Source organism: Halorubrum kocurii JCM 14978 (assembly GCF_000337355.1).
Classification (GTDB): Archaea; Halobacteriota; Halobacteria; order Halobacteriales; family Haloferacaceae; genus Halorubrum; species Halorubrum kocurii.
Genome location: NZ_AOJH01000099.1, coordinates 12,517 through 31,270, shown reverse-complemented (window position 1 = coordinate 31,270; position 18,754 = coordinate 12,517). Strand labels below are relative to the sequence as shown.

General features: G+C 69.2%; 22 protein-coding genes. 9 read left to right on the top strand and 13 right to left on the bottom strand.

What is annotated here, in order from left to right:
- The 4 genes from C468_RS15715 to C468_RS15700 all read left to right on the top strand — a co-directional run.
- Nucleotides 1-701 (top strand): DUF7289 family protein (locus C468_RS15715; protein WP_049912279.1); only part of this gene is annotated, 701 nt, incomplete at its 5' end.
- A gap of 57 nt (nt 702-758) precedes the next feature.
- Nucleotides 759-1,592: an alanyl-tRNA editing protein gene (locus C468_RS15710; protein WP_008849889.1), complete on the top strand. Its 834-nt coding sequence runs from the start codon at nt 759-761 to the stop codon at nt 1,590-1,592.
- A 105-nt stretch (nt 1,593-1,697) separates the two neighbouring features.
- The gene (locus C468_RS15705; protein WP_008004030.1) at nt 1,698-2,024 is read left to right on the top strand and encodes a transcription factor S; all 327 of its coding nucleotides are present in this window, start codon (nt 1,698-1,700) and stop codon (nt 2,022-2,024) included.
- 71 nt (nt 2,025-2,095) lie between these two features.
- Nucleotides 2,096-2,650, top strand: a complete 555-nt coding sequence (locus tag C468_RS15700; RefSeq protein WP_008849888.1) for a hypothetical protein — start codon at nt 2,096-2,098, stop codon at nt 2,648-2,650.
- 14 nt (nt 2,651-2,664) lie between these two features.
- Here C468_RS15700 and C468_RS15695 read toward each other — a convergent pair whose 3' ends face one another.
- From C468_RS15695 to C468_RS15685, 3 genes are all read right to left on the bottom strand, one after another.
- Entirely contained in the window at nt 2,665-3,183 is a 519-nt protein-coding gene (locus C468_RS15695) for a DUF7332 family protein (RefSeq protein WP_008849887.1), read from the bottom strand.
- Between the two features lie 108 nt (nt 3,184-3,291).
- A complete protein-coding gene (locus tag C468_RS15690; RefSeq protein ID WP_008849886.1) occupies nt 3,292-3,663 on the bottom strand; it encodes a methylglyoxal synthase in 372 nt (123 codons plus the stop codon).
- Between the two features lie 111 nt (nt 3,664-3,774).
- On the bottom strand, nt 3,775-5,700 hold the full coding sequence (locus C468_RS15685; RefSeq protein ID WP_008849885.1) for a beta-CASP ribonuclease aCPSF1: 1,926 nt from the start codon (nt 5,698-5,700) through the stop codon (nt 3,775-3,777).
- Between the two features lie 224 nt (nt 5,701-5,924).
- On the opposite strand from C468_RS15685, the gene C468_RS15680 reads away from it, so the two are divergent.
- Nucleotides 5,925-6,452: a hypothetical protein gene (locus tag C468_RS15680; protein ID WP_008849884.1), complete on the top strand. Its 528-nt coding sequence runs from the start codon at nt 5,925-5,927 to the stop codon at nt 6,450-6,452.
- Nucleotides 6,453-6,476: 24 nt separating this feature from the next.
- On the opposite strand, the gene C468_RS15675 is transcribed toward C468_RS15680, so the two are convergent.
- The 8 genes from C468_RS15675 to C468_RS15640 form a co-directional block, all read right to left on the bottom strand.
- A complete protein-coding gene (locus tag C468_RS15675; RefSeq protein WP_241431021.1) occupies nt 6,477-8,294 on the bottom strand; it encodes a S8 family serine peptidase in 1,818 nt (605 codons plus the stop codon).
- Between the two features lie 135 nt (nt 8,295-8,429).
- A complete protein-coding gene (locus C468_RS15670; RefSeq protein ID WP_008849882.1) occupies nt 8,430-9,314 on the bottom strand; it encodes an SDR family oxidoreductase in 885 nt (294 codons plus the stop codon).
- A gap of 171 nt (nt 9,315-9,485) precedes the next feature.
- Entirely contained in the window at nt 9,486-9,965 is a 480-nt protein-coding gene (locus C468_RS19045) for a HalX domain-containing protein (protein WP_241431020.1), read from the bottom strand.
- Between the two features lie 710 nt (nt 9,966-10,675).
- Entirely contained in the window at nt 10,676-11,464 is a 789-nt protein-coding gene (gene psmA / locus C468_RS15660; protein WP_008849880.1) for an archaeal proteasome endopeptidase complex subunit alpha, read from the bottom strand.
- A gap of 4 nt (nt 11,465-11,468) precedes the next feature.
- Nucleotides 11,469-11,948 carry an Rpp14/Pop5 family protein gene (locus C468_RS15655; protein ID WP_008849879.1) on the bottom strand — a complete coding sequence of 160 codons (480 nt, stop codon included), beginning with the start codon at nt 11,946-11,948 and terminating at the stop codon, nt 11,469-11,471.
- Nucleotides 11,949-11,955: 7 nt separating this feature from the next.
- Nucleotides 11,956-12,594: a class I SAM-dependent methyltransferase gene (locus C468_RS15650; RefSeq protein ID WP_008849878.1), complete on the bottom strand. Its 639-nt coding sequence runs from the start codon at nt 12,592-12,594 to the stop codon at nt 11,956-11,958.
- Nucleotides 12,578-13,303 carry an RNase P subunit p30 family protein gene (locus C468_RS15645; protein ID WP_008849877.1) on the bottom strand — a complete coding sequence of 242 codons (726 nt, stop codon included), beginning with the start codon at nt 13,301-13,303 and terminating at the stop codon, nt 12,578-12,580. The genes C468_RS15650 and C468_RS15645 overlap by 17 nt, the downstream gene beginning before the upstream one ends.
- A 148-nt stretch (nt 13,304-13,451) precedes the next feature.
- Complete coding sequence (locus C468_RS15640; protein ID WP_008849876.1) at nt 13,452-15,143, bottom strand: pentapeptide repeat-containing protein; 1,692 nt, start codon at nt 15,141-15,143, stop codon at nt 13,452-13,454.
- A 90-nt stretch (nt 15,144-15,233) separates the two neighbouring features.
- Here C468_RS15640 and C468_RS15635 point away from each other — a divergent pair, with 90 nt between their 5' ends.
- Complete coding sequence (locus tag C468_RS15635; protein ID WP_008849875.1) at nt 15,234-15,518, top strand: DUF357 domain-containing protein; 285 nt, start codon at nt 15,234-15,236, stop codon at nt 15,516-15,518.
- Nucleotides 15,519-15,646: 128 nt separating this feature from the next.
- Nucleotides 15,647-16,324: a DJ-1/PfpI family protein gene (locus tag C468_RS15630; RefSeq protein ID WP_008849874.1), complete on the top strand. Its 678-nt coding sequence runs from the start codon at nt 15,647-15,649 to the stop codon at nt 16,322-16,324.
- Nucleotides 16,325-16,338: 14 nt separating this feature from the next.
- Here C468_RS15630 and C468_RS15625 read toward each other — a convergent pair whose 3' ends face one another.
- Together C468_RS15625 and C468_RS15620 are read right to left on the bottom strand one after the other, a co-directional pair.
- Nucleotides 16,339-16,614, bottom strand: a complete 276-nt coding sequence (locus C468_RS15625) for a transcriptional regulator (RefSeq protein WP_008849873.1) — start codon at nt 16,612-16,614, stop codon at nt 16,339-16,341.
- 68 nt (nt 16,615-16,682) lie between these two features.
- Entirely contained in the window at nt 16,683-17,048 is a 366-nt protein-coding gene (locus C468_RS15620) for a hypothetical protein (RefSeq protein WP_008849872.1), read from the bottom strand.
- Between the two features lie 171 nt (nt 17,049-17,219).
- Between C468_RS15620 and nth the strand changes: the two genes are divergently transcribed.
- Together nth and C468_RS15610 are read left to right on the top strand one after the other, a co-directional pair.
- On the top strand, nt 17,220-17,903 hold the full coding sequence (gene nth / locus C468_RS15615) for an endonuclease III (protein WP_008849871.1): 684 nt from the start codon (nt 17,220-17,222) through the stop codon (nt 17,901-17,903).
- 177 nt (nt 17,904-18,080) lie between these two features.
- Nucleotides 18,081-18,635 (top strand): DoxX family protein, encoded by a 555-nt coding sequence (locus tag C468_RS15610; protein ID WP_008849870.1) that lies wholly within the window; start codon nt 18,081-18,083, stop codon nt 18,633-18,635.
- The last annotated feature ends 119 nt before the right edge of the window (nt 18,636-18,754 follow it).

Here is an 18,754-nt window from a genome sequence, read left to right as displayed (position 1 = left end):
CCATCAGAGATGTGTATAAGAGACAGGTGTTCGCGGTCGGCATCACGGGCATCGAGGACCGACAGGAGGCCGAGCGCGTCGCGAACGTCGAGCGCGCCTTCGACGTGTTCGACGACAACCTCCGAGACGTCCAGCGGTACGGCGACCCGAGCCGCTCGACGGAGATCCGGCTCAGCGGCGGGTCGCTCTCGGTCGCCGAGACGACCACGGTGGAGCTGCGGAACGCCTCTGACGGGGTGGTCAGGGGGTTCGAGTTCCGCTCGCTGACCTACGCGAACGACGACACGACGATCGCGTACGAGGGCGGGGCGTGGTTCCGAAGCGACGGCGGCGCGGCGGTGATGCGCTCGGAGCCGCGCTTCGTCGCGGCCGACGGGCGGACGACGCTCCCGATCGTCCGGCTCTACCCGCTCGGGCCGGAGACCGTCGAGCGGGACGGTACCGTGCAGGTCGCGGTGGAGCGGACCTCCCGGCCGAGGCTCGTGCAGATCGCCGACGGCGACGTCGACGACGGCCCCTTCGACCTCCGGATCGAGTCGCCGTACGCCGACGCGTGGCGCCGGTACTTCGAGCGCACCGAGGGGTTCTCCGTGGACGAGGACGCGACCGACACCGCCAACGGCACCGTCGTCGCGGACCTGGATCACGGCGACGAGGTGTTCGTCCCCGACGCCGCCGTCAACGTCCGCCTCCAGCGCTGACCGGCGGTCGGGGTTCCGAACGCACCACTGAAGCCCGCGGCGCCCCACCTTCGGGGTATGACCGAGGAGCTGTACCTCGCAGACGACACGGTGACGACGTTCGAGGCGACCGTCGAGCGCGCGCTCGACGACCGGGTCGCCCTCGACCGGACGCACTTCTACCCCACAGGTGGCGGCCAGCCAAACGACACGGGGACGCTCCGGATCGCGGACGACGGTGACGCCGCGGACGACGGTGACGCCGCGGACGACGCCGCCTCTCGTCGCTGGCGCGTCGTCGACGTACAGAAGAAAGACACCGTGTACCACACCCTCGAACCGGCGGACTCAACCGGGGACGCCGAGGCGGTTCCCGAACCCGGGACGGCGGTCGTCGGGGAGATCGACGCGGCGCGGCGCCGCGCTCACTCCCGGTACCACACCGCACAGCACCTGCTCTCGGCGCTCCTCCTGGACGAGTTCGGCGCGGAGACGACGGGGAACCAGCTCTACGACGACCACGCGCACCTCGACGCGGCCTACGAGCGGTTCGACGAGGGGGACCTCGCGCGGATCGAAGCGCGGCTCAACGAGCTCGTGGCCGACGAGCGACCCGTGCGGAGCTACGCGATGGACCGCGAGGCGGCCGAGGCGACGCTGGACACCGACCGCACCCGGATCGACCTGCTCCCCGACTCGATCGCGGAGCTCCGGATCGTCGAGATCGGCGTGGTCGGGGGGACGGCTATCGACGGCGACGAGGAGCCCTACGACCGCACCGCCTGCGCGGGGACGCACGTCGGCAACACGGCTGAGATCGGGGAGATCGTCGTCACCGGTCGGGAGACGAAGGGCGGCGACGAGGAGCGCGTCCGGTTCGCGCTCGCCGAACACGTCGACGACGGGGAGTGAGGGGCAAAGCCGAGCGGAGACGACGGGGAGTGAGCGGGACCGCGAGGGCGACGCCCCGGCGCCAGCGATCCCGCCGTTTATATACGATCCGCGGCTGGTTCCGCCATGAAGTTCTGCGACGAATGCGGCTCGATGATGATGTCCGGCGAGGGCGAGGACCACTGGGTGTGTAGCTCCGAGGACTGCGACAACGAGCTCGGCCGCGAGGACGACGACGACGAGTGGACCACCGAATCGCAGGTCGAGTCCGAGGTCATCGACGTGAGCGACGCGGAGGACAAGGGGCTCCCGAAGACGACCGCCCACTGCCCGGAGTGCGGGAACGACCGCGCGTACTGGTACATGCAGCAGATCCGGTCGGCCGACGAGTCCGAGACCCGCTTCTTCGTCTGCACCGAGTGCGAGCACAAGTGGCGCGAAGACGACCACTGAGGCGGCCCGCACCCGCCGACCCCCTCCCCTGTCCGCGTCCCTTTTAATTACCTCGGCGGAGAACGCCGCCCATGGACCCGCCCGTCGTTCCCCGCGAGCGCCTCGACGGCTGGCGGCGCGTCGACGAGGTCACGGAGCGGGCGTTCGCCGCCGGTCCCGTCTCCGTCGACGCGAGCACGGTGCGGTACGAGCGCGACGCGAGCGAGCCGCCGCGCCCCTTCTGCTTCGCGAGTCGGCTGGAGATCCGGCCGCCGAGCGCGCCGAACCCCGCACTCACAGCGCTCGTCGAGCGGCAGGCGCGGTCGGGGTTCCGCGACCGCCTCGCCGAGCGCGACGTCGAGGGCGTGGAACACCGCGGTGACCGGGGGATCTCGGTCGACGACCCGAGCGCGTCGCGGGCGACGCTCTCGACGTTCCGCGGCGTCGCGCGCGTCGGCGACGGCCGCGGCGTCCCGGTCGAGGCGCTGCTCGCGGTCTGGGCGACCGACGAGTACCTGCTCGGCGGCGGGGCGTACCCGCTCGAGGAGGCGTCGTACCCGTCCGGAGGAACCCCAGGGGACGCGCGTCGAGAGCTGCTGGGGATCGTGCGGGGGATCGCGTCGCCCGACGACGCGGAGGAGGCCTGACCCACCTCGACGCGCTAACAGGGCACCGCGCCCGCGCTCGAGTCGATCGGCGACCCGCCGTCGCGGTACTCCGCGTCGCCGATCGAGCCGTCGAACATCGGGAGCCGCAGCTCGTAGGCGTACAACACGTCGAACGCCGCGAACGGGTCGACGCCGTTCGCGACGGCCTCGCGCGCGGTCAGCCTGACGCCGGCGCCGAGCGTCACGATCGGCTCGCCGGAGAGGGTCCCGGCGGCCTCGAGCCCGAACTCGTTGCCGGCGGCGGGGTCGGTCAGCACGGAGAGGTGGACGAGCGCCTCGATCGCCGGCCCCTCGTCGCCGACCGAGATCGGGTACCCCTCGCCCGCGAAACACCGCGTCGGCGGATCGACGCGGTCGGCCGCGGCGTCGTCGCCCGCGGCCGCGTCGCCGCCGCTCTGCGTCGCCGCCGCGCCGCCGGCGAGCGCCCCGCCGGCGACGGTCGCCGAGAGGAGCAGCACCGCGACGGAACAGACGACGAGGGGAGCGAGCGCGGCCCGCGAGCGACGGGTCATCGACCGGGGGTACGGCCGGCCGGGTAAAAACGGCGCGGGGTCGGTTATCCGGTCTGATACTCGGGGGGCGGTCGCGTCGGCGCCCGTCGAGCGACGATCCTTCGGGGGTCAGTCCCCGCCGAGGAGCCCGTCGACGACCATCTCCGCGGAGGCGACGTTCGTCGCGAGGGGGACGTCCTTCACGTCGCAGACGCGCAGGAGAGCGGAGATGTCGGGCTCGTGGGCCTGCGCGGTGAGAGGGTCCCGCAGGAAGACGACGCCGTGAATCTCGTCGTCGGCGATCATACCCCCGATCTGGAGGTCGCCCCCGTACGGCCCGGAGGCCTGCCGGTTCACCGCAAGCCCCGTCTCGTCGGCGATGCGTTTGCCCGTGGTCCCGGTGGTGACGAGGTCGCACTCGCCGAGCGCGTCGGCGTGGGCGGTGACGAACTCGACCATCTCGTCTTTCAGCTCGTCGTGAGCGATAAGCGCGATGCGCATGGGCCAAGGGTCTCCGCGCCGACGCTTAAAAACTCGCGTCGGCGCAACGCGTCGGCGCAACGCGTCGATCGCCCCGGTGCGGTCCCGGCCGGCGGCCTCACCGTCGCGATCTCACTTAAACCGGAACGTCTCCAGGTTCTTCGGCGCGAACGTCCGCATGTTGTAGTCGTGGTACAGCGCCGACGAGAGGTCCTGCACGGAGCGCTCGTCGCCGTGCACGCACAGGACCTTTTCGGGGCGCGGGTTCATCGTCTTCACGAAGTTCTCCAATCCCTGTCTGTCGGCGTGGCCGGAGAAGCCGTCGACGACTTCGGTCCCCATTTCGAGGGTGAGCGTGTCGCCGCGGCCGCCGCCGCCCCAGCCGTCGACCGGGATCTCGTCCCAGCCGTTCTGGATGCGGCGACCGAGCGTCCCCTGCGCCTGGTACCCGACGAAGACGAGGTTCGACTTCGGGTCGGAGCCGATGTGGCGGAGCCACGACATGATCGGCCCGCCCTCGATCATCCCGGAGGTGGAGATGATGATGCACTCGTCGCCGTCCGCCACGTCCTGCCGCTCGTCCTCGCCGCCGTCGATGTGGTTGAACTGCTCGGCGAGGAACGGGTTCTCGTCGTCGTGGAAGATCCGGTCGCGGAGGTCGTCCCGGAGGTACTCGGGGTACGTAGTGTGGATCGCGGTCGCCTCCCAGATCATCCCGTCGAGGTGGACGGGCATCTCCGGGATATCACCGTTGCGCATCGCCTCCTCTAAGACGAGCATAATCTCCTGTGACCGCCCCACGGCGAACGCGGGGATGACGACCTTCCCGCCCTCCTCGTACGTCTCGTTGATGACTCGCTTGAGCGCCTCCTCGGAGTCGGCCTGGTCGGTCTGGTAGTCGTCGCGGCCGCCGTAGGTGGACTCCAAGACGAGCGTCTCGACCCGCGGGAAGTCGTTGACGGCGCCGTTGAACAGGCGGGTGTCCTCGTAGTGGATGTCCCCGGAGAAGGCGACGTTGTAGAGGCCGTCGCCGATGTGGAAGTGGGTGACTGCGCTGCCGAGGATGTGGCCCGCGTTGTGGAACGTGAGCTTCACGTCCGGCGCGATGTCGGTGACGTCGCCGTACTCCAGCGGGATGGTGTGTTTGATCGCGTCGCGGACCTGCGACGACTCGTAGGGGGGCGTGCGCCCGTCCTTCGCGGCGACGTCGAGGTAGTCGAGGGTGAGCAGTCCCATCAGGTCGCGCGTCGGCTCGGTCGTGTAGATCGGGCCGTCGTAGCCGTATTTAAAGAGGAGCGGGATGAGCGCCGAGTGGTCGAGGTGGGCGTGGGTGAGCACGACCGCGTCGAGGGTGGCCGCGCCGGCCCCGAGCGCCTCGGGGACCTGCAGGTACGGGACCTCGCCCTCCGCGCCGGGCTTGTCGCCGCAGTCGATCAGAACGCGCGTCTCGGGCGTCGAGAGGATGAACGCGGCGCGACCGACCTCGCGGCAGCAGCCGAGCGTCGTGATCCGGACCCACTCGTCGTCGGACATCTCCTCGCGGTGGATCTGTCGGCCGACGCGTTCGAGGATGTCGCGTCGTTCCTCGCGTTCGTTCTTCAGGAAGCCGCGCACGTTCGAGACGGTGGAGGACTCGATCGGGGGGGTCCGAACGACCTCGGGGGTCCAGCCGACCTCTTGGGTGATCTCCCGGAGCGTCGAGCCGCGGCGGCCGATCACCATCCCGGGCTTCTCGGCCTCGATGACGACCTCGCCGGTGTCCTCGTGGAAGTCGAGGTCGGTCACGCCGGCCTCCTCCGGGATCACCGACCGGACCGCGTCCTCGGCGCGCGCCGGCGGGGCGAGCGCGCTCGGGTCCGGACGGACGGTGATCCGCTTCCGGAGCTTGGAGGCGAGCCGTCGGATGAGGTCGCCGTCGCCGGCGAACTCCTTGGGGTCGCGGGTGTACACGACCAGCTCCGGCCCCTCGTATTTGACGTCGGTGACCGTGATGTCGTTCGGAATCTCCTGTTCGATCTCTGATTTCAGGGTATCGAGTTGCTTATCGACTTGACTCATATCTCACTGCGGGTCGTCGGGACCGCCGTCGTCGTCGAGTCGCGTGCCGAAATCGCGACTCGGCGCCGAACGGTCGACCGTGACGGAGTAGGCATAGTGGTAGTACTGTCCGTAGGTGGTACCGTGCGGGAACAGCCAGCGAAAACCCGCTTAGCTGATGATTAGCCCGGTCGTTATAAAACCCTTCGCAAATGGCAAACCCCCGGCCCGCGAACGGCGGGCACATGCACATCACGCCCGAGACGGTCAGCGACGAGCGCGCCTGGGTCCGCGACCGCGCCCCGGTCGTCGTCCCCCTCGTCAACGAGACCCGCGAGCGGCTCGGTCGGCTCTTCGAGACCGACGTCGACCCCGTCACTCCCGCGGCGTACCGGCGCGAGGTCGACGCGGTGTTCGCCGACGGCGAGGTCGCGGTCAACGTCGCCGCCTGCGTGGCCCTGCTCCGCGACCTCGACGTGGCGGACGACTACCCGGGGTTCGTCGTCGACGAAGTCCTCGGCCGCGAACTGGCCGCGACGGTCGCCGGGGGGCGGCCCCTCTCTCTGCTCGCGCAGGCGACGTTCCACTTCGTCGACGTCCGCGTGGGTGAGGACGCGACCGCTGACGGCGCTGGGACGGCCGGCGCCGACGACCTCGACGCCGCGCTCGCGGCGGGGTTCCAGACGCGGCTCCCGGGGTGGGACTGGCGAGAACGCGAGAGCCCGTTCGCGGTGGACCCCGGCGGCGACGCCGACGGTTCGGGCGACGCCTGAGACGGCGGCGGTCCCCGCGGCCCGTCAGACGCTCTTCGTTTCCAACGTCTCGTTTCCGGCGTCGTCGACGGCGGTGAGCCGGATCTCGGCGACGGACGTCCGCCGGCTTTCGAGGTCGTCGGCGTCCGACGCGCTGCCCCCGCTCACGCTCGTGGAGACGGTGTCGACGACGCTCCCGTCCCCGGTGAGCTGCTCGGTCGTGACGGTCGCGAGGTCGCCGTCGGCGTCCGAGACGGTCCACTCGACCGTGTGACGCGACCAGTTGGGATTGCTGTCGTCGGTGACGGCGAACTCGTCCACGGCGGGCGCGCTGTCGCCGTCGCCGCTCTCTTCGCTCTCCGTGACGCTCGCGGCGTCCGTCGTCGACGCACCCTCGGTGTCGGTCACAACCAGCTCGACGGTGTAGTCGTTCCCGCTCCCGTCGTCGCCGGCGGCGACCAGCCGCGTCGCGTCGCTCGCCGCGTCGCCGCTCACGCCGACCGAAGTCTGCTCTTCGGTCTCACCGGCCGTGTCGTCCGTCAGCGTCAGGTCGACGGCGTCCAGGTTCCCGTCCGCGTCGGAGACCGCCCACGACGCGTCGAACTCGGCGTCCCCGTCGTCGGTCTCGACCTCGGAGACGCCGAGGTCGTCGACCGTCGGGGCATCGTTCCCGTCGTCGCCGCCGCCGAGCGCGTCCGCGACGTTGAGCCGCCCGGACCCCTGTTCGTTCTCGGCGAGGCCGACGTCGTCGGCCGCGTCGAGGAGGGCGGTCCGGACCGCGTCCCGGTCCGTCGTGCCGTCGGCGATAACCTGCGCGGCCGCCCCGGAGACGTGCGGACAGGCCATCGACGTGCCCGAGAACTCGGCGTAGTCGTCGCGGGGGACCGTCGAGAGCGTGTCGACGCCCGGCGCGGCGAGCTCGACCTCCGGGCCCGTCGAGGAGAAGTCGGCGAGGGCGTCGGTCTCGTCCGTGGCGGACACGGCGATGACCCGGTCGTCCCGGGCCGGGAAGCCGACGCAGTCGGTACAGGGGCCGCTGTTGCCGGCGGCGGCGACCATCACCACCCCCCGGTCGGCGGCGTACCCGAGCGCGTCGCCGACCACCGATGAGTCGGTGTCCGCGCCGAGGCTCATGCTCTGTACGTCGTGGCCCTGGTCGGCGGACCACTCGATGCCGGCCGCGATGTCGTCGAACGAGCCGGAACCGTCGCACGCGAGCACCTTCACGGCGTGGAGCGTCGCCTCCGGCGCGACTCCGAGCACGCCCGCCCCGTCGTCGGCGGCCGCCGCCGTGCCCGCGCAGTGGGTCCCGTGGTCGTTGTCGTCGTCCCACTCGGCGAGGCACTCGCCGATGTCGTTGCCCCCGCCGCCGCCGGGACCGCCCCCGCCGCAGTTCGTCGTGCAGGCCGCGTCGGTGGCGGCCCAGCCCTCTCCGAGGTTCGCTTGGAGGGTCTCGTGTTGCGCGTCGATCCCCGTGTCGATCACCGCGACGTCGACCCCCGCGCCCGTGTCGCCGTCGTCGATGGCGAGGTCGGCGTCGGTGGTCTCGATCCCGTACGGCGTCGTCTGCTCGAACGCCTCCATCGTCCCGTTCTCCTCGACGTACCGGACGTTGGGGTTGTTCTCGAGGTTCTCGGCCGCCGCCGGCGCGACCCGGATCGTCAGCGCGTCGAAGGCGAACTCGCGTTTCACCTCGGCCGCCGCGCGCTTCGCGGCCGACCGGCCGGCGTCGTTCCGAACGCCGACGTTCACCTCGACGAGGTCCGCCGCGGACGCGCCGCCGACGGCCCCCAGCGTGCCGAACAGGCCGACGGTCGTCGCCATCAGCTCGCGTCTATCGAGTTGAATGTCATCGAGTGACATGGATTTCTACTTCAAGCGTGTGGACTTAATTCTTTGGTGAAGATACTAAGGAATACGCTCCACTGAACGAAAATAGTCGCATACCGGCGGCTACCGGACGCGTGAGCGAATGGAGAGAAGCGGTCGTCGGAGGGCCTACGACGTGAGTTTCCGGACGAACCCGTACCCGGCGTCGAGGATCGCGTCGGGGAGGTACCGCGCGAGCACACCGATCCGGGCGGCGGTGCCCGGCTGGACGCGGGCGGGCGGCTGCGTCGCGCTCGCGGCGTTGACGATCGCGTCGGCGACGACCTCGGGCTCGACCGCGCCGGGGCCGTCGCCGCCGATCAGCTGCGTGTCTTCGATGACCCCGTAGAGCTCCTCGTAGGCGCCGGAGGGGTCGAGCCCGCCGTCGCCGGCATCCGGCTCGCCCTCGCCGCGTCCCGCCTCCCGCTCCGCGCGCTCCGAGAAGTTCGTTCGCACGGGGCCGGGCTCGACGACCACCACGTCGATTCCGAACTCCGCGACCTCGTTGCGGAGCGCGTCCGACAGCGCCTCGACCGCGAACTTCGAGCCGCTGTACACGCCGCCGCCGGGAAAGGACACCCGGCCGGCGACCGACGAGACGTTGATAACAGTCCCGTCGCCCTCGCGGCGCATCCCGGGGAGGACGGCCTTGACGAGTCGATGCGGGCCGTACACGTTCACGTCGAACTGCTCGTGGACCTTCGCCGTCGGCACGTCCTCGACCGGACCGAACTGACCGTAGCCGGCGTTGTTGATCAGCGCGTCGATCGCGCCCTCCTCGTCCAGGACGCGGTCGACGACGCGGTCGACGTCGGACTGGTCCGTGACGTCGAGCGTCGCCAGTTCGCAGCCCGCCTCGCCGAGCGTCTCGATGTCCGCGGGGTTCCGCGCGGTCGCGTACACGGTCCACCCCTCGTCGAGGAACGCGCGCGCCGCGGCGCGTCCGATGCCCGAGGAACAGCCGGTGATGAGTACCGTCTTCTGCACGCGTCGTCGGTCGGCCCCCGACGGCATAACTCTCCCGACCGGCGGCGGAACAGCGGACCGGGAACGACTCCGCGTGGCGCGCGCTTCCGAGTGGCCGTCCCCGGCGGCAAGAGGGTTGGAGGCCGTCGCCGCAGACTCGGCGATCGCCGAGAGAACGTCACCAGCGACACCGCTCGGTCGCTCGTAAGAAGCGATTACTCAGCCGAATACTCCGTCCATCTTTTCCGTCGAAGACTCGACGTACATCTTGTCGTCCGAGTCTCGCAGGTCGATTTCCGCTCGGAGTTCGGCATACCGCTCCGTCAGTGCGGTGTATCCCGGACTGGCCTCCATTTCCGCGAGGGACAACTTCGACTCGAGCGTCGCCATCTTTGAGACGATGGCGACGATCTCTTGGACCGTCTCGTCGTAGGTGGCACGAACGAGCATCCGCGAGACGGCGGTCTGCATCTCGTCGCGGGAGACCGGTTTGACGAGGTACTCGTCGAACGGGAGGTCGAGTATGTCCGGACCGGGGGAGACCGCAGTTACCATGACGACTCGGCAGTCGATCCCGCGTTCTCGAATCGCCTCCAACACCTCGTCACCGGAGAGTCCCGGCATCCGCCGATCAAGCAACACGACAGAAACGTCCGGACTCAGCTTCTCTAGCGCTTCCGTCCCGGAGTACGCCGTCAAAATCGTGTGCTCTTCGGGTGAACTACCCTGACCTACCGCGCTCGGGGCTACCCGCCCCTCGCTTGTTGAGGACAGGGATTCCTGTTTCTGCGTCGGAGCTTGTATCCGACGTGGACACAGCGGCTCTAGACTCCGCAGGCGGCTTCCCTTTACGGGTGGTTCGGAGTGTCCCACTCCTACCGGATGGACACTCAGCCACAACCGAGGGTGCGCGCTTCTTGTCGCGCTTGAACACCGCCGGAAGCGTGGTGAGCATCGTACTACTGACATCGACCGCAGGGGTAGTAAGGCCATGCCGTGCAGTGAAACTAAAACGATGACGGCGCTGTATCCCCGCCCTACTCGCTCACTTCGTTCGCTCCTTGAGGACGGAGGATTAGCGCCTATAGTCAGCTAAAAATTCGGAGTAGAGATCAGCTTCGTTGGGCTGATCGTCGACGATCAGTACCGTCTCGCATTTGTCCGCGTCCACCGATTCACCCATACTGTTACACCATCCCCGTGCGGGAACAAGCTTTACTAGAATATAAAACTTAAATTTAACAGATATATTAATTTATTATCTATTTGTGTTTCTCTCACGGCGGTTGAGGCTGGTGATACTCCTCCTCGAACGACTACCCAGTGAGAGTCACGCACCAATCGATATCAACTTCTCGCGGCCTCAAAACAAAATCGGGCAGAAAGTCTACTGACCGCCCGGAGTCGGGTTACTCCTCGTCGGCGGCGTCGCCGTCGGCGTCCGTCTCGTCTTCCTCGTCCTCGTCAGCCGCGAGCAGGTCGCGCTCGTCGAGGATCGTCTCGATCTCGTCGGTCGTCAGCTCCGCGTACTCCTCGTCGTCGACGGTGATCGTGGCGACGCCGACGCCGTCGGGCGACAGCTCGCCGTCGTTCGGCTGCGCGAGCGTGTCGAGTGCGAGCGCGACCGCCTCGTCGGTCGAGAGGCCCTCCTCGTACTCCGCTTCGAGGTAGTCGCGGAGGTCGCTCCGGTCGGAGCCGATCGAGAGCGCCTGCCACTCGTAGGGGGTCCCCGACGGGTCCGTCTCGAACAGGCGCGGCTCGCCGTTCTCGATCCCGCCGACGATCAGCGCGACGCCGAAGGGGCGCGCGCCGCCGACCTGCGTGTACTGCTGGATGTGGTCGGTGATGTTCTTCGTCAGGGTCTCGATGCCGATCGCCTCGCCGTAGCGCAGGCGGTTCACCTGCGCCTGCCGGCGCGCGAAGTCGATGAGCTGGCGGGCGTCGGCGACGTGGCCCGCGCTCGCGACGCCGACGTGGTCGTCGGCCTTGTGAAGCTTCTCGATGCTCTCCGGCTCCATCAGCGGGGACCGGGCGCGCTTGTCCGCCGCGAGGACGACGCCGTCCTCGGCGCGGACGCCGACGCTCGCGGTCCCGCGTTTCACCGCCTCCCGGGCGTACTCGACCTGATAGAGCCTGCCGTCGGGAGAGAAGATGGTGATTCCTCGGTCGTACGCCTGCTGTTGGGATTGTCCCTGCATGATATCACTCAGTGTCGAACGCCGCCGCGCCGACGTATCCCGATCCGGTCCACACGTCGCGCGCGTCGCCGCGCACGACAGCGGACCGCTCGGCGTCCTCGAACGCGACGTCTCGCTGTGTTGAAGGTCCGCTCGCGCGACCCATATATCTTTCCTCACAGGCACGTACCGTCCCCGAGATACCGCGAACGCGGATCCCGACGGGGCCCCCGTCGACGTCGCTCACGCACGCGATCGCCGCACGCGCGTCGTCGACGTGGCCATGGCGAGCCCGGACGATCGCCTCGCCCTCCCCGTCCCCGTGGGAGAAGGCCAGAAGCGTGAGGTCGGCGTCGGCGCTGCCGGCGTCGCCGAGGAGGTTGCCCGCGGCGTACCACAGCGCGCGCTGGAACCCTCGCCGCCCGATCTCGGCGTCGGGCCACGTCTCGATCCCGACCGCGAGGTACCGCCAGCGCGGGCGGAGGTGTTTGGGGAGGTGTTTCACGGAGCGGTCACCCGGAGTGCACGACTTCGCCCCGGTCGCCGAGACGCTCGGCAACGATCACGGCGACCTGGTCGTGGACGCGCTCGACCGCGGTCACCGCGAACCCCTCGGCCGTGAACAGCTCGACGAGGGTGCCGACGGTCGCCGGATCGTCGACCTCGGGGCCGTAGAAGGGCGCGTCGGGGTCCGGGTTCTCGAAGAAGGCCACGTCGCCGAGGACGATCCGGCTGGCGCCGGTGGCGGCCATCTCGCGGATCGCCTCGCGCTTCTCGTCGTCGGCGAGGTGGTGGAGCGCGAAGTTCGAGGTGACGACGTCGATCCGTTGGTCCGAGTCGACCTCGGGGTCGCGGAACTCGCCGTACGCGAACTCGACGTTCGCGATCCCGCGCTCGTCGGCCTTGCGGCGGCCCTCCTCCATCATCCCCTCGCTGATGTCGCGGGCGAGCACGCGCTCGGCGTCCGGCGCGAGCGCGAGCGCGATGGCGCCCGTCCCGGCGCCCAGATCGAGGACCACGTCGTCGGCGCTCGGGGCGGCGTGGTCGACGACGAGGCTCGCGCAGGCGTGGTACTCGTCGCTCTTCGAGTCGTCGTACTCGGGGGCCTTCTCGGAGAAGCGTGCGGCGTGCTCCTCAACCGTCTTCTTCATACCTCCCCCGTCGGACCCCCGGCTCTATGAAGGCCTCGGAGCGACGGTCGCGGTTGCGGCCCGCGATCTCGCCCCACGCCCGAAGCCCCTCCTCGATCCACTCGGCGTCGAACCCGACCGCCTCGGCGGCGGCGACGACCTCGCGCGGCGCCCGGAGTTGGAGGTGCGACCGCGGGTTCGCGCTGACCACGTGGGGCGCGTCGTAGTAGGTCACGATCTCGCGGAGCTTCCGCAGCTCCGCCAGCGCGCGGACCCGCTTCCCCCCGGTCGCGCGGAACAGCGGACCGAGGTCGAACTCGACGTGGACCCCGTTGTCCCGGGCGGCCTTCGCGAGGACGTGGTTGAAGTCGCCCGGACCGCCCATCGGGCGGACCAGCACGTCGACGCGGGGCTCCTCGACCGCGAACCGGTTGAGGCCGTCGTCGCCCCCGACGAGGCAGACGACCGTGCGGCTCGACCGGTAGTTGCCCACCGCGCCCGAGGCGCCGGTGGCGTCGTCGGCGTCGATCTCGACCGCGTCGACGACGTCGATCCCGGACGCCTCGCGGATCGCGGTCGCCTCGTCCGACGGCTCGCCGCGCTCCCCGGCGGGATCGAGCGCGTCCCGCGTCCGGACGACGACTCCGTCGTAGCCGTAGCGCGCCGCGGTGGCGGCGTGACGGGCGGCGGTCGCGTCGCCGTCGGGGCGGGCGTGGACGGCCTCGTACATGCCCGCCCGTTTCGGCCCCGGGGGTATCGTCGTTGCGCTTTCGCCGGGGCGCCCCGTCCGCCTGTCTCAGGCGTCCGCGACGACGAACGACGCTCCGCTGACGGGGCATCCCTCGGTGCGCTCCCGGAGGAGGCGAGCGCATAGGGCCCTACCTGCCGACCGACTGGGTGATCGCGAAGACGAAAATCGCCACGAAGAACGGGCCGATGAACGCCTCGCTGGCAACGACCACGCCGAGTCCCGGCGTCGACACCTCCGGGATCCCCAACACGAGCGCGTTGAACGACTGGAAGCTGAACGCGAGCGGCGCGAGCGGCCCTCGATACGTCAGTTGAACGCCTAGCAATGCGTAAACGACCGCGTAGGCGACGACCACCGCAACGGACGCGAAGACGACGCGTCCCGGTCGCTCCCCGTATCCGCACGTGTACCGAAGCACCTGGTTGCTGAGCCACTTCCGCGCGAACCGAACCCGGGACGCGCCACCGGCACCGTCGCGCTTCGAGGCGGCCGTGCCGAAGGCCCGTTTGCGGTGGGACCGGCCGCGATTCAACAGTTCCCGGAAGTGAAACTCGCGCGCCGCGGCGTTTTCGCCCACCTGGATCGCCCCGTTTTTCGCTCGGAGATACGTGTTCTCGCGCTCGAACGGCGTCGAGTCGTCTTCCCCGTAGAGCCGCCACTCCAGCCGATCGAACAGCGACCGATACGCTCCGAAGTCGAACCCCTCGAAGACCGCGTTCTCGAACCGGAAGCTCTCGAGGTCGGGGTCGGTGACCTCGATCCCCTCAAGCCGGACGTCTCCGAGCACGCTCCCGCCGAAGTCGAACGCGAGGTGATCGGTGATCTCGATCGTCCCTGAGATGGAGTCGACGTTCCGGAGATCGACGGTGATCGGTTCCCCAGAGACCGATTCCAGTTCGCGCAGCTCGATGTCCCCGGCGAGGTCGACGTCGAAGACGGAGACCCGCGACTCCGCGGTCGTCTCAGCCAACTGGAGATCGCCACCGCAGCGCGCCGACGAGAGGACCAGACAGGTCTCCGGGATCTCTCCGTCCCGGTACGGTAGCTCCGAGTCCACCAGTGACGGGTCGTCGACGAAGTTCGTCCCGACCGCGACGGGCGCGCCGAGGGCTGCGGCGGTGAACTTCGCGTCGGCGCGGAACTTCGTCGAGGAGAACAGGCCGCCGCAGTCGAACGTCGCGCCGTAGAAGTTCGCCACAGAGTCGAACCGCGTGTTCATGAAGTCGGCCGCGTCGCGAAAGACGACACCGACGCCGAACAGTCCCTTCTCGAACACCGCGGCCCTGAAACAGGCCTCACGGCGGAAGGTCGCACCGCCGAGGTCGGCCCACCGCCTGAACGTCGTCAGGTTGAACGCGACCGGGCCGCGGAACTCGGCGTCGGTGAAGCTCGCGCTCGCAGTGAAGGTCCCGTCTTCGAACACGACCCGCGACTCGAAAACGGAACCGTCGAACCGGACGACGTTCGCGAACCGACAGCTGTGGCACTCGACCGGTCCGAGTATCCACGACTCGCGGAAGTCGATCGGGTGGGTGGTCTCGCCGTCGACGACAGCGTATTCGAGACCGATTCCCGGACAGACCGCGCCGAAAATCCTGTTTTCGTCCGTCTCACTAGACTCGACGGTCTCCACGACGGCTTCCCCGATCCGGTCGGCCGAGATCCCTCGCTCGGCGAGCGACCGGACCGGCTGGTGAAAGACGCAGTAGTCGGTGTCCGCGTGTCGGTCGTGCGGGCATCGCCACGCCTGCCCGTCGACGTCGTCGAACCGCTCCCCAGCGACATCGTGCGTATACGCACACGATGTCGCTCTGCTCATGACTGGCGCTCACGCGGACGGGTGGAAAATCTTCGGATCGTCGCCCGTCCGACCCCGATCGCTTTTGTCCGCCCGTCGGAACACTCGCGTATGCCTGCCGACCTGGAGGAGAAGACTGACCGCTACGAGCGGATGCTCGCCGACGCGCTGGCGGTCGCGGAGCCGCGCCCGCCCGTCCACACGCCGCTCGGCGAGGGCGCCGCCGACGTGCTGGAGATGGCCGAGTCGTACCTGGAGGACGGGCGGCACTTCCGCGACGACGGCGACCCGGTCAACGCGCTCGCGTCGTACTCGTACGGCTACGGCTGGCTCGACGCCGGCGTCCGAATGGGGCTGTTCGCCGTCCCAGACGACACCGAGCTGTTCACGACGTGAGCGCGTCGGCGACGCGGGGCGGCGGACGACGCGCCGCCCGTTGCGACTCCGTATAAACCTCGCGGCGCCCCTCGTCGCTTCCGGGCGCGGTCGCCTTTTACGTCGAGGGCGTCAACAGTCAGCCACGCATGACAAGCGCGCTATTCATCGTGAGCGAGGAAGGGTACTGGGCCGAGGAGTGCATCGAGCCGCTGACGACGCTCGAAGCCGAGGGCGTCGACGTGACGGTCGCGACGCCGTCCGGGTCGCCGCCGGTCGTCGACGAGCGGTCGCTCGACCCGGAGGCCGCGGGGGGCGAAGAGCGAGTCGCCGAGCTCCGCGCGGTCGACGAGGAGCACCCGAAGCTCAACGACCCCGAGCCGATCGCGACCGTCGCGGCCGACGACTACGACGCGGTCGTGTTCCCCGGCGGCCACAGCACCGTCTGGGACGTGAACCAGGACCGACACGCCCGCCAGCTGCTGCTCGACGCGGTCGCCGGCGAGGAGGGCGTCGCGCTCGTCGTCTGCCACGCGGTCGGGATCCTCGCCTTCACCCGCGAGGCCGACGGGACCCCCCTCGTGGAGGGGCGCTCCGTCACCGGCTTCCCGAACGCGTGGGAGGAGGACATCGTCGACGACGACGACGTGATGCCGGACGGCCGGAAGCTCTCGTACTGGGTCGAAGACGAGGTCGTCCTCGCGGGCGCCGACTGGGACGCCGAGCTCGACGCCGACACGAGCGTCACGGTCGACGGCGACCTGATCACCGCGCGCGGTCCGGGGTCGTCGGCCGACGCGGCGGCGACGCTGCTCGAGGAGCTGTAGGCGGTAAACCGCTCCTACCGGATCACGAACGCCGGCTCGTCGATCCGCTCGCTCTTGCACTCCGGGCACCGCGAGGGCTCGTTGATCGGGTCGTCGAAGCCGTCGAAGCCGCAGTCGCGGCACGCGGGCGGCGCGACCAGTAGCTCCGCGTCGCCGTCGACCGACCGCGAGACGTGCTCGACGTGGTCGTACACGACGTGCGTCGGCAGCGACAGCGTCTCGCCGAGGTCGCTCGCGGTCGCCGGCCCCTCGCGGAGGGTGTCGGCGATGCGCTGACGGGTCGTTTCCATGGACAGGGTTCGGTGGCAGTATATAAAACGTCGACGGCGAGCCCGCGCCTCCCCTTGCGGCACCCGACTCAGGCGAGCCACAGCAGGCGGACGTTGCTCGCGGTGAGATAGGTGCCGACGAGCGTCAGGAGGACCGGCGGGAAGTAGTAGAGGAGGCCGTCGCCCTCGCGGGCGCCCTGGACGCTTATCCAGAGCATGATCAGGTAGACGGCGATCTTCAGCGCGACCAGCCCGCCGAGTCCGAACGAGTCGATCGCGAACGCGACCACCGGGTTCGCCTCCGCGATCGTCGGGACGTACTCCAGGAAGGCGATCGTCGAGACGATGTCGCCGACGCCGTACGTCGCCGTCGCGGCGATCCACAGCCAGTAGAACTCCTGCGGCCGGCGGCTGTACGCGGGGCGCCGCCGCCGTCGATCGCGGGACCGGGACACGACTCGACGTGTCGCGGCGGCGACCTGAATCTGCCGGTTCGACGTGTCCGGCAGACCGCGTCTGTTCGTCGGGCCGGCTCTCGTCGGGGAGTCCGACCGCGTCGCTTGCGGATGAGAGTCCGACCGCGTCGCTTCCGGATCGTTCAATGGCGCCCGGGCGGAGGGATCCGTATGGGCACGCCACTGCAGCCGCGGGAGGAGCAGGTCGAGGAGGTCCTCGACCGACTCTACGAGGAGTACCCCGATTCGACCATCTCGCTGAACTACTCGAACCGGCTGGAGCTTCTCATCGCCGTGATCCTCTCCGCGCAGTGTACCGACGAGCGCGTGAACAAGGTGTGTGCCGACCTCTTCGAGACGTACGAGACGCCCGAGGAGTACGCGAACGCGCCCCAAGAGGAGCTCGCGGAGGCGATCAACTCGATCACCTACTACAACAACAAGGCGAAGTACATCCGGTCGGCCTGCGCCGACATCGCCGAGGAGTACGACGGCGAGGTGCCCGACACGATGTCGGAGCTGACCGATCTGGCGGGCGTCGGCCGTAAGACCGCCAACGTCGTGCTGCAGCACGGTCACGACGTCGTCGAGGGGATCGTCGTCGACACCCACGTCCAGCGGCTCACGCGCCGGCTCGGAATCACCGACGAGGAGAGCCCGACGAAGATCGAACGGGACCTCCTCGACGTGGTCCCGGAGGAGGACTGGCAGCAGTTCACGCACCTGATGATCGACCACGGCCGCGCGACGTGCACCGCGATCAATCCGGACTGCGGCGACTGCGTGCTCGCCGACGTGTGTCCCTCCGAGAAGGGCGACGCCGACGTTGACTTGGCGAGCGGCGAAGCGTGGTGAGCGGGGCGAAACGGGGATATTCCGGTCCGTCCGGTCACCGGACGTGGCGACGCGTCCGAGACGGATATTTAAAAACCCAAACGACGCGGGGAGTTCGCCGGTCCGTTCCGCGATAAAGAGAACTCGCTTCCGAGTTTATGTGTTCCCTCGGCGTATTCGCAGGTGAGGAGAGACACAATGTCCACGAAAACCACAAACGAGTTCGGTGGAGAGATCGGCGGCGTCACGCTCCTGGGGAAGGCCCACTCACTGTCGGCGCTGTTCATCGTCCTGCTCCGGGCGACCATGGGCGGGATGATCCTGTTCGCCGGCCTCGGGAAGGTTTCGGAGTGGCCGTTCGACGCGGCGGGGTACCTCGCGAACATCGACCCCGCAAGCCCGGTCAGCGGGCTGTACGCCGCGATGGCGTCCAACGCGGCGCTGATGGAGTTCGTCAACGTCTTCGTCCCGGCCACGCAGCTGCTCATCGGCGCGGCGCTCATCGCGGGGGCGTTCGTCCGGCTGGCCGCGCTCGGCGGCGCGATGCAGATGATGCTGTTCTACCTCGGCGGGTGGAGCGGCGACGCGCTCGCGCTGTTCGACTCGACGCTGGTGTACGCGGTCGTGTTCCTCACGGTCGCCGCGTTCGGCGCGGGCCGCGTCCTCGGACTGGACGCGTACATCGAGGCTATCGAGGTCGGCGGCGAGACGCTGACCGAGAGGTTCCCGGCCCTGCGCTACGTCCTCGGGTGAACGAAGGGGGCGTCGAGTGAAGGGAATCGGGCGCGCGACCGCGCGCCGCCGACTCGTTTTCCGATCGATTCGCGGTTTCGCTGACCTATTCTCTGAGACCGGTTCGTCGAGGGACGCTC

What these genes read in the sequence shown, in the direction of transcription:
- C468_RS15680 (WP_008849884.1), top strand. Translation starts at nt 5,925, where the DNA reads ATGCACATCACGCCCGAGACGGTCAGCGACGAGCGCGCCTGGGTCCGC.
- C468_RS15650 (WP_008849878.1), bottom strand. Translation starts at nt 12,594, where the DNA reads ATGAAGAAGACGGTTGAGGAGCACGCCGCACGCTTCTCCGAGAAGGCC.
- psmA (WP_008849880.1), bottom strand. Translation starts at nt 11,464, where the DNA reads ATGCAGGGACAATCCCAACAGCAGGCGTACGACCGAGGAATCACCATC.
- C468_RS15640 (WP_008849876.1), bottom strand. Translation starts at nt 15,143, where the DNA reads ATGAGCAGAGCGACATCGTGTGCGTATACGCACGATGTCGCTGGGGAG.
- nth (WP_008849871.1), top strand. Translation starts at nt 17,220, where the DNA reads ATGGGCACGCCACTGCAGCCGCGGGAGGAGCAGGTCGAGGAGGTCCTC.
- C468_RS15690 (WP_008849886.1), bottom strand. Translation starts at nt 3,663, where the DNA reads ATGCGCATCGCGCTTATCGCTCACGACGAGCTGAAAGACGAGATGGTC.
- C468_RS15610 (WP_008849870.1), top strand. Translation starts at nt 18,081, where the DNA reads ATGTCCACGAAAACCACAAACGAGTTCGGTGGAGAGATCGGCGGCGTC.
- C468_RS15700 (WP_008849888.1), top strand. Translation starts at nt 2,096, where the DNA reads ATGGACCCGCCCGTCGTTCCCCGCGAGCGCCTCGACGGCTGGCGGCGC.
- C468_RS15670 (WP_008849882.1), bottom strand. Translation starts at nt 9,314, where the DNA reads ATGCCGTCGGGGGCCGACCGACGACGCGTGCAGAAGACGGTACTCATC.
- C468_RS15705 (WP_008004030.1), top strand. Translation starts at nt 1,698, where the DNA reads ATGAAGTTCTGCGACGAATGCGGCTCGATGATGATGTCCGGCGAGGGC.
- C468_RS15625 (WP_008849873.1), bottom strand. Translation starts at nt 16,614, where the DNA reads ATGGAAACGACCCGTCAGCGCATCGCCGACACCCTCCGCGAGGGGCCG.
- C468_RS15675 (WP_241431021.1), bottom strand. Translation starts at nt 8,294, where the DNA reads ATGTCACTCGATGACATTCAACTCGATAGACGCGAGCTGATGGCGACG.
- C468_RS15635 (WP_008849875.1), top strand. Translation starts at nt 15,234, where the DNA reads ATGCCTGCCGACCTGGAGGAGAAGACTGACCGCTACGAGCGGATGCTC.
- C468_RS15630 (WP_008849874.1), top strand. Translation starts at nt 15,647, where the DNA reads ATGACAAGCGCGCTATTCATCGTGAGCGAGGAAGGGTACTGGGCCGAG.
- C468_RS15710 (WP_008849889.1), top strand. Translation starts at nt 759, where the DNA reads ATGACCGAGGAGCTGTACCTCGCAGACGACACGGTGACGACGTTCGAG.
- C468_RS15645 (WP_008849877.1), bottom strand. Translation starts at nt 13,303, where the DNA reads ATGTACGAGGCCGTCCACGCCCGCCCCGACGGCGACGCGACCGCCGCC.
- C468_RS15695 (WP_008849887.1), bottom strand. Translation starts at nt 3,183, where the DNA reads ATGACCCGTCGCTCGCGGGCCGCGCTCGCTCCCCTCGTCGTCTGTTCC.
- C468_RS15685 (WP_008849885.1), bottom strand. Translation starts at nt 5,700, where the DNA reads ATGAGTCAAGTCGATAAGCAACTCGATACCCTGAAATCAGAGATCGAA.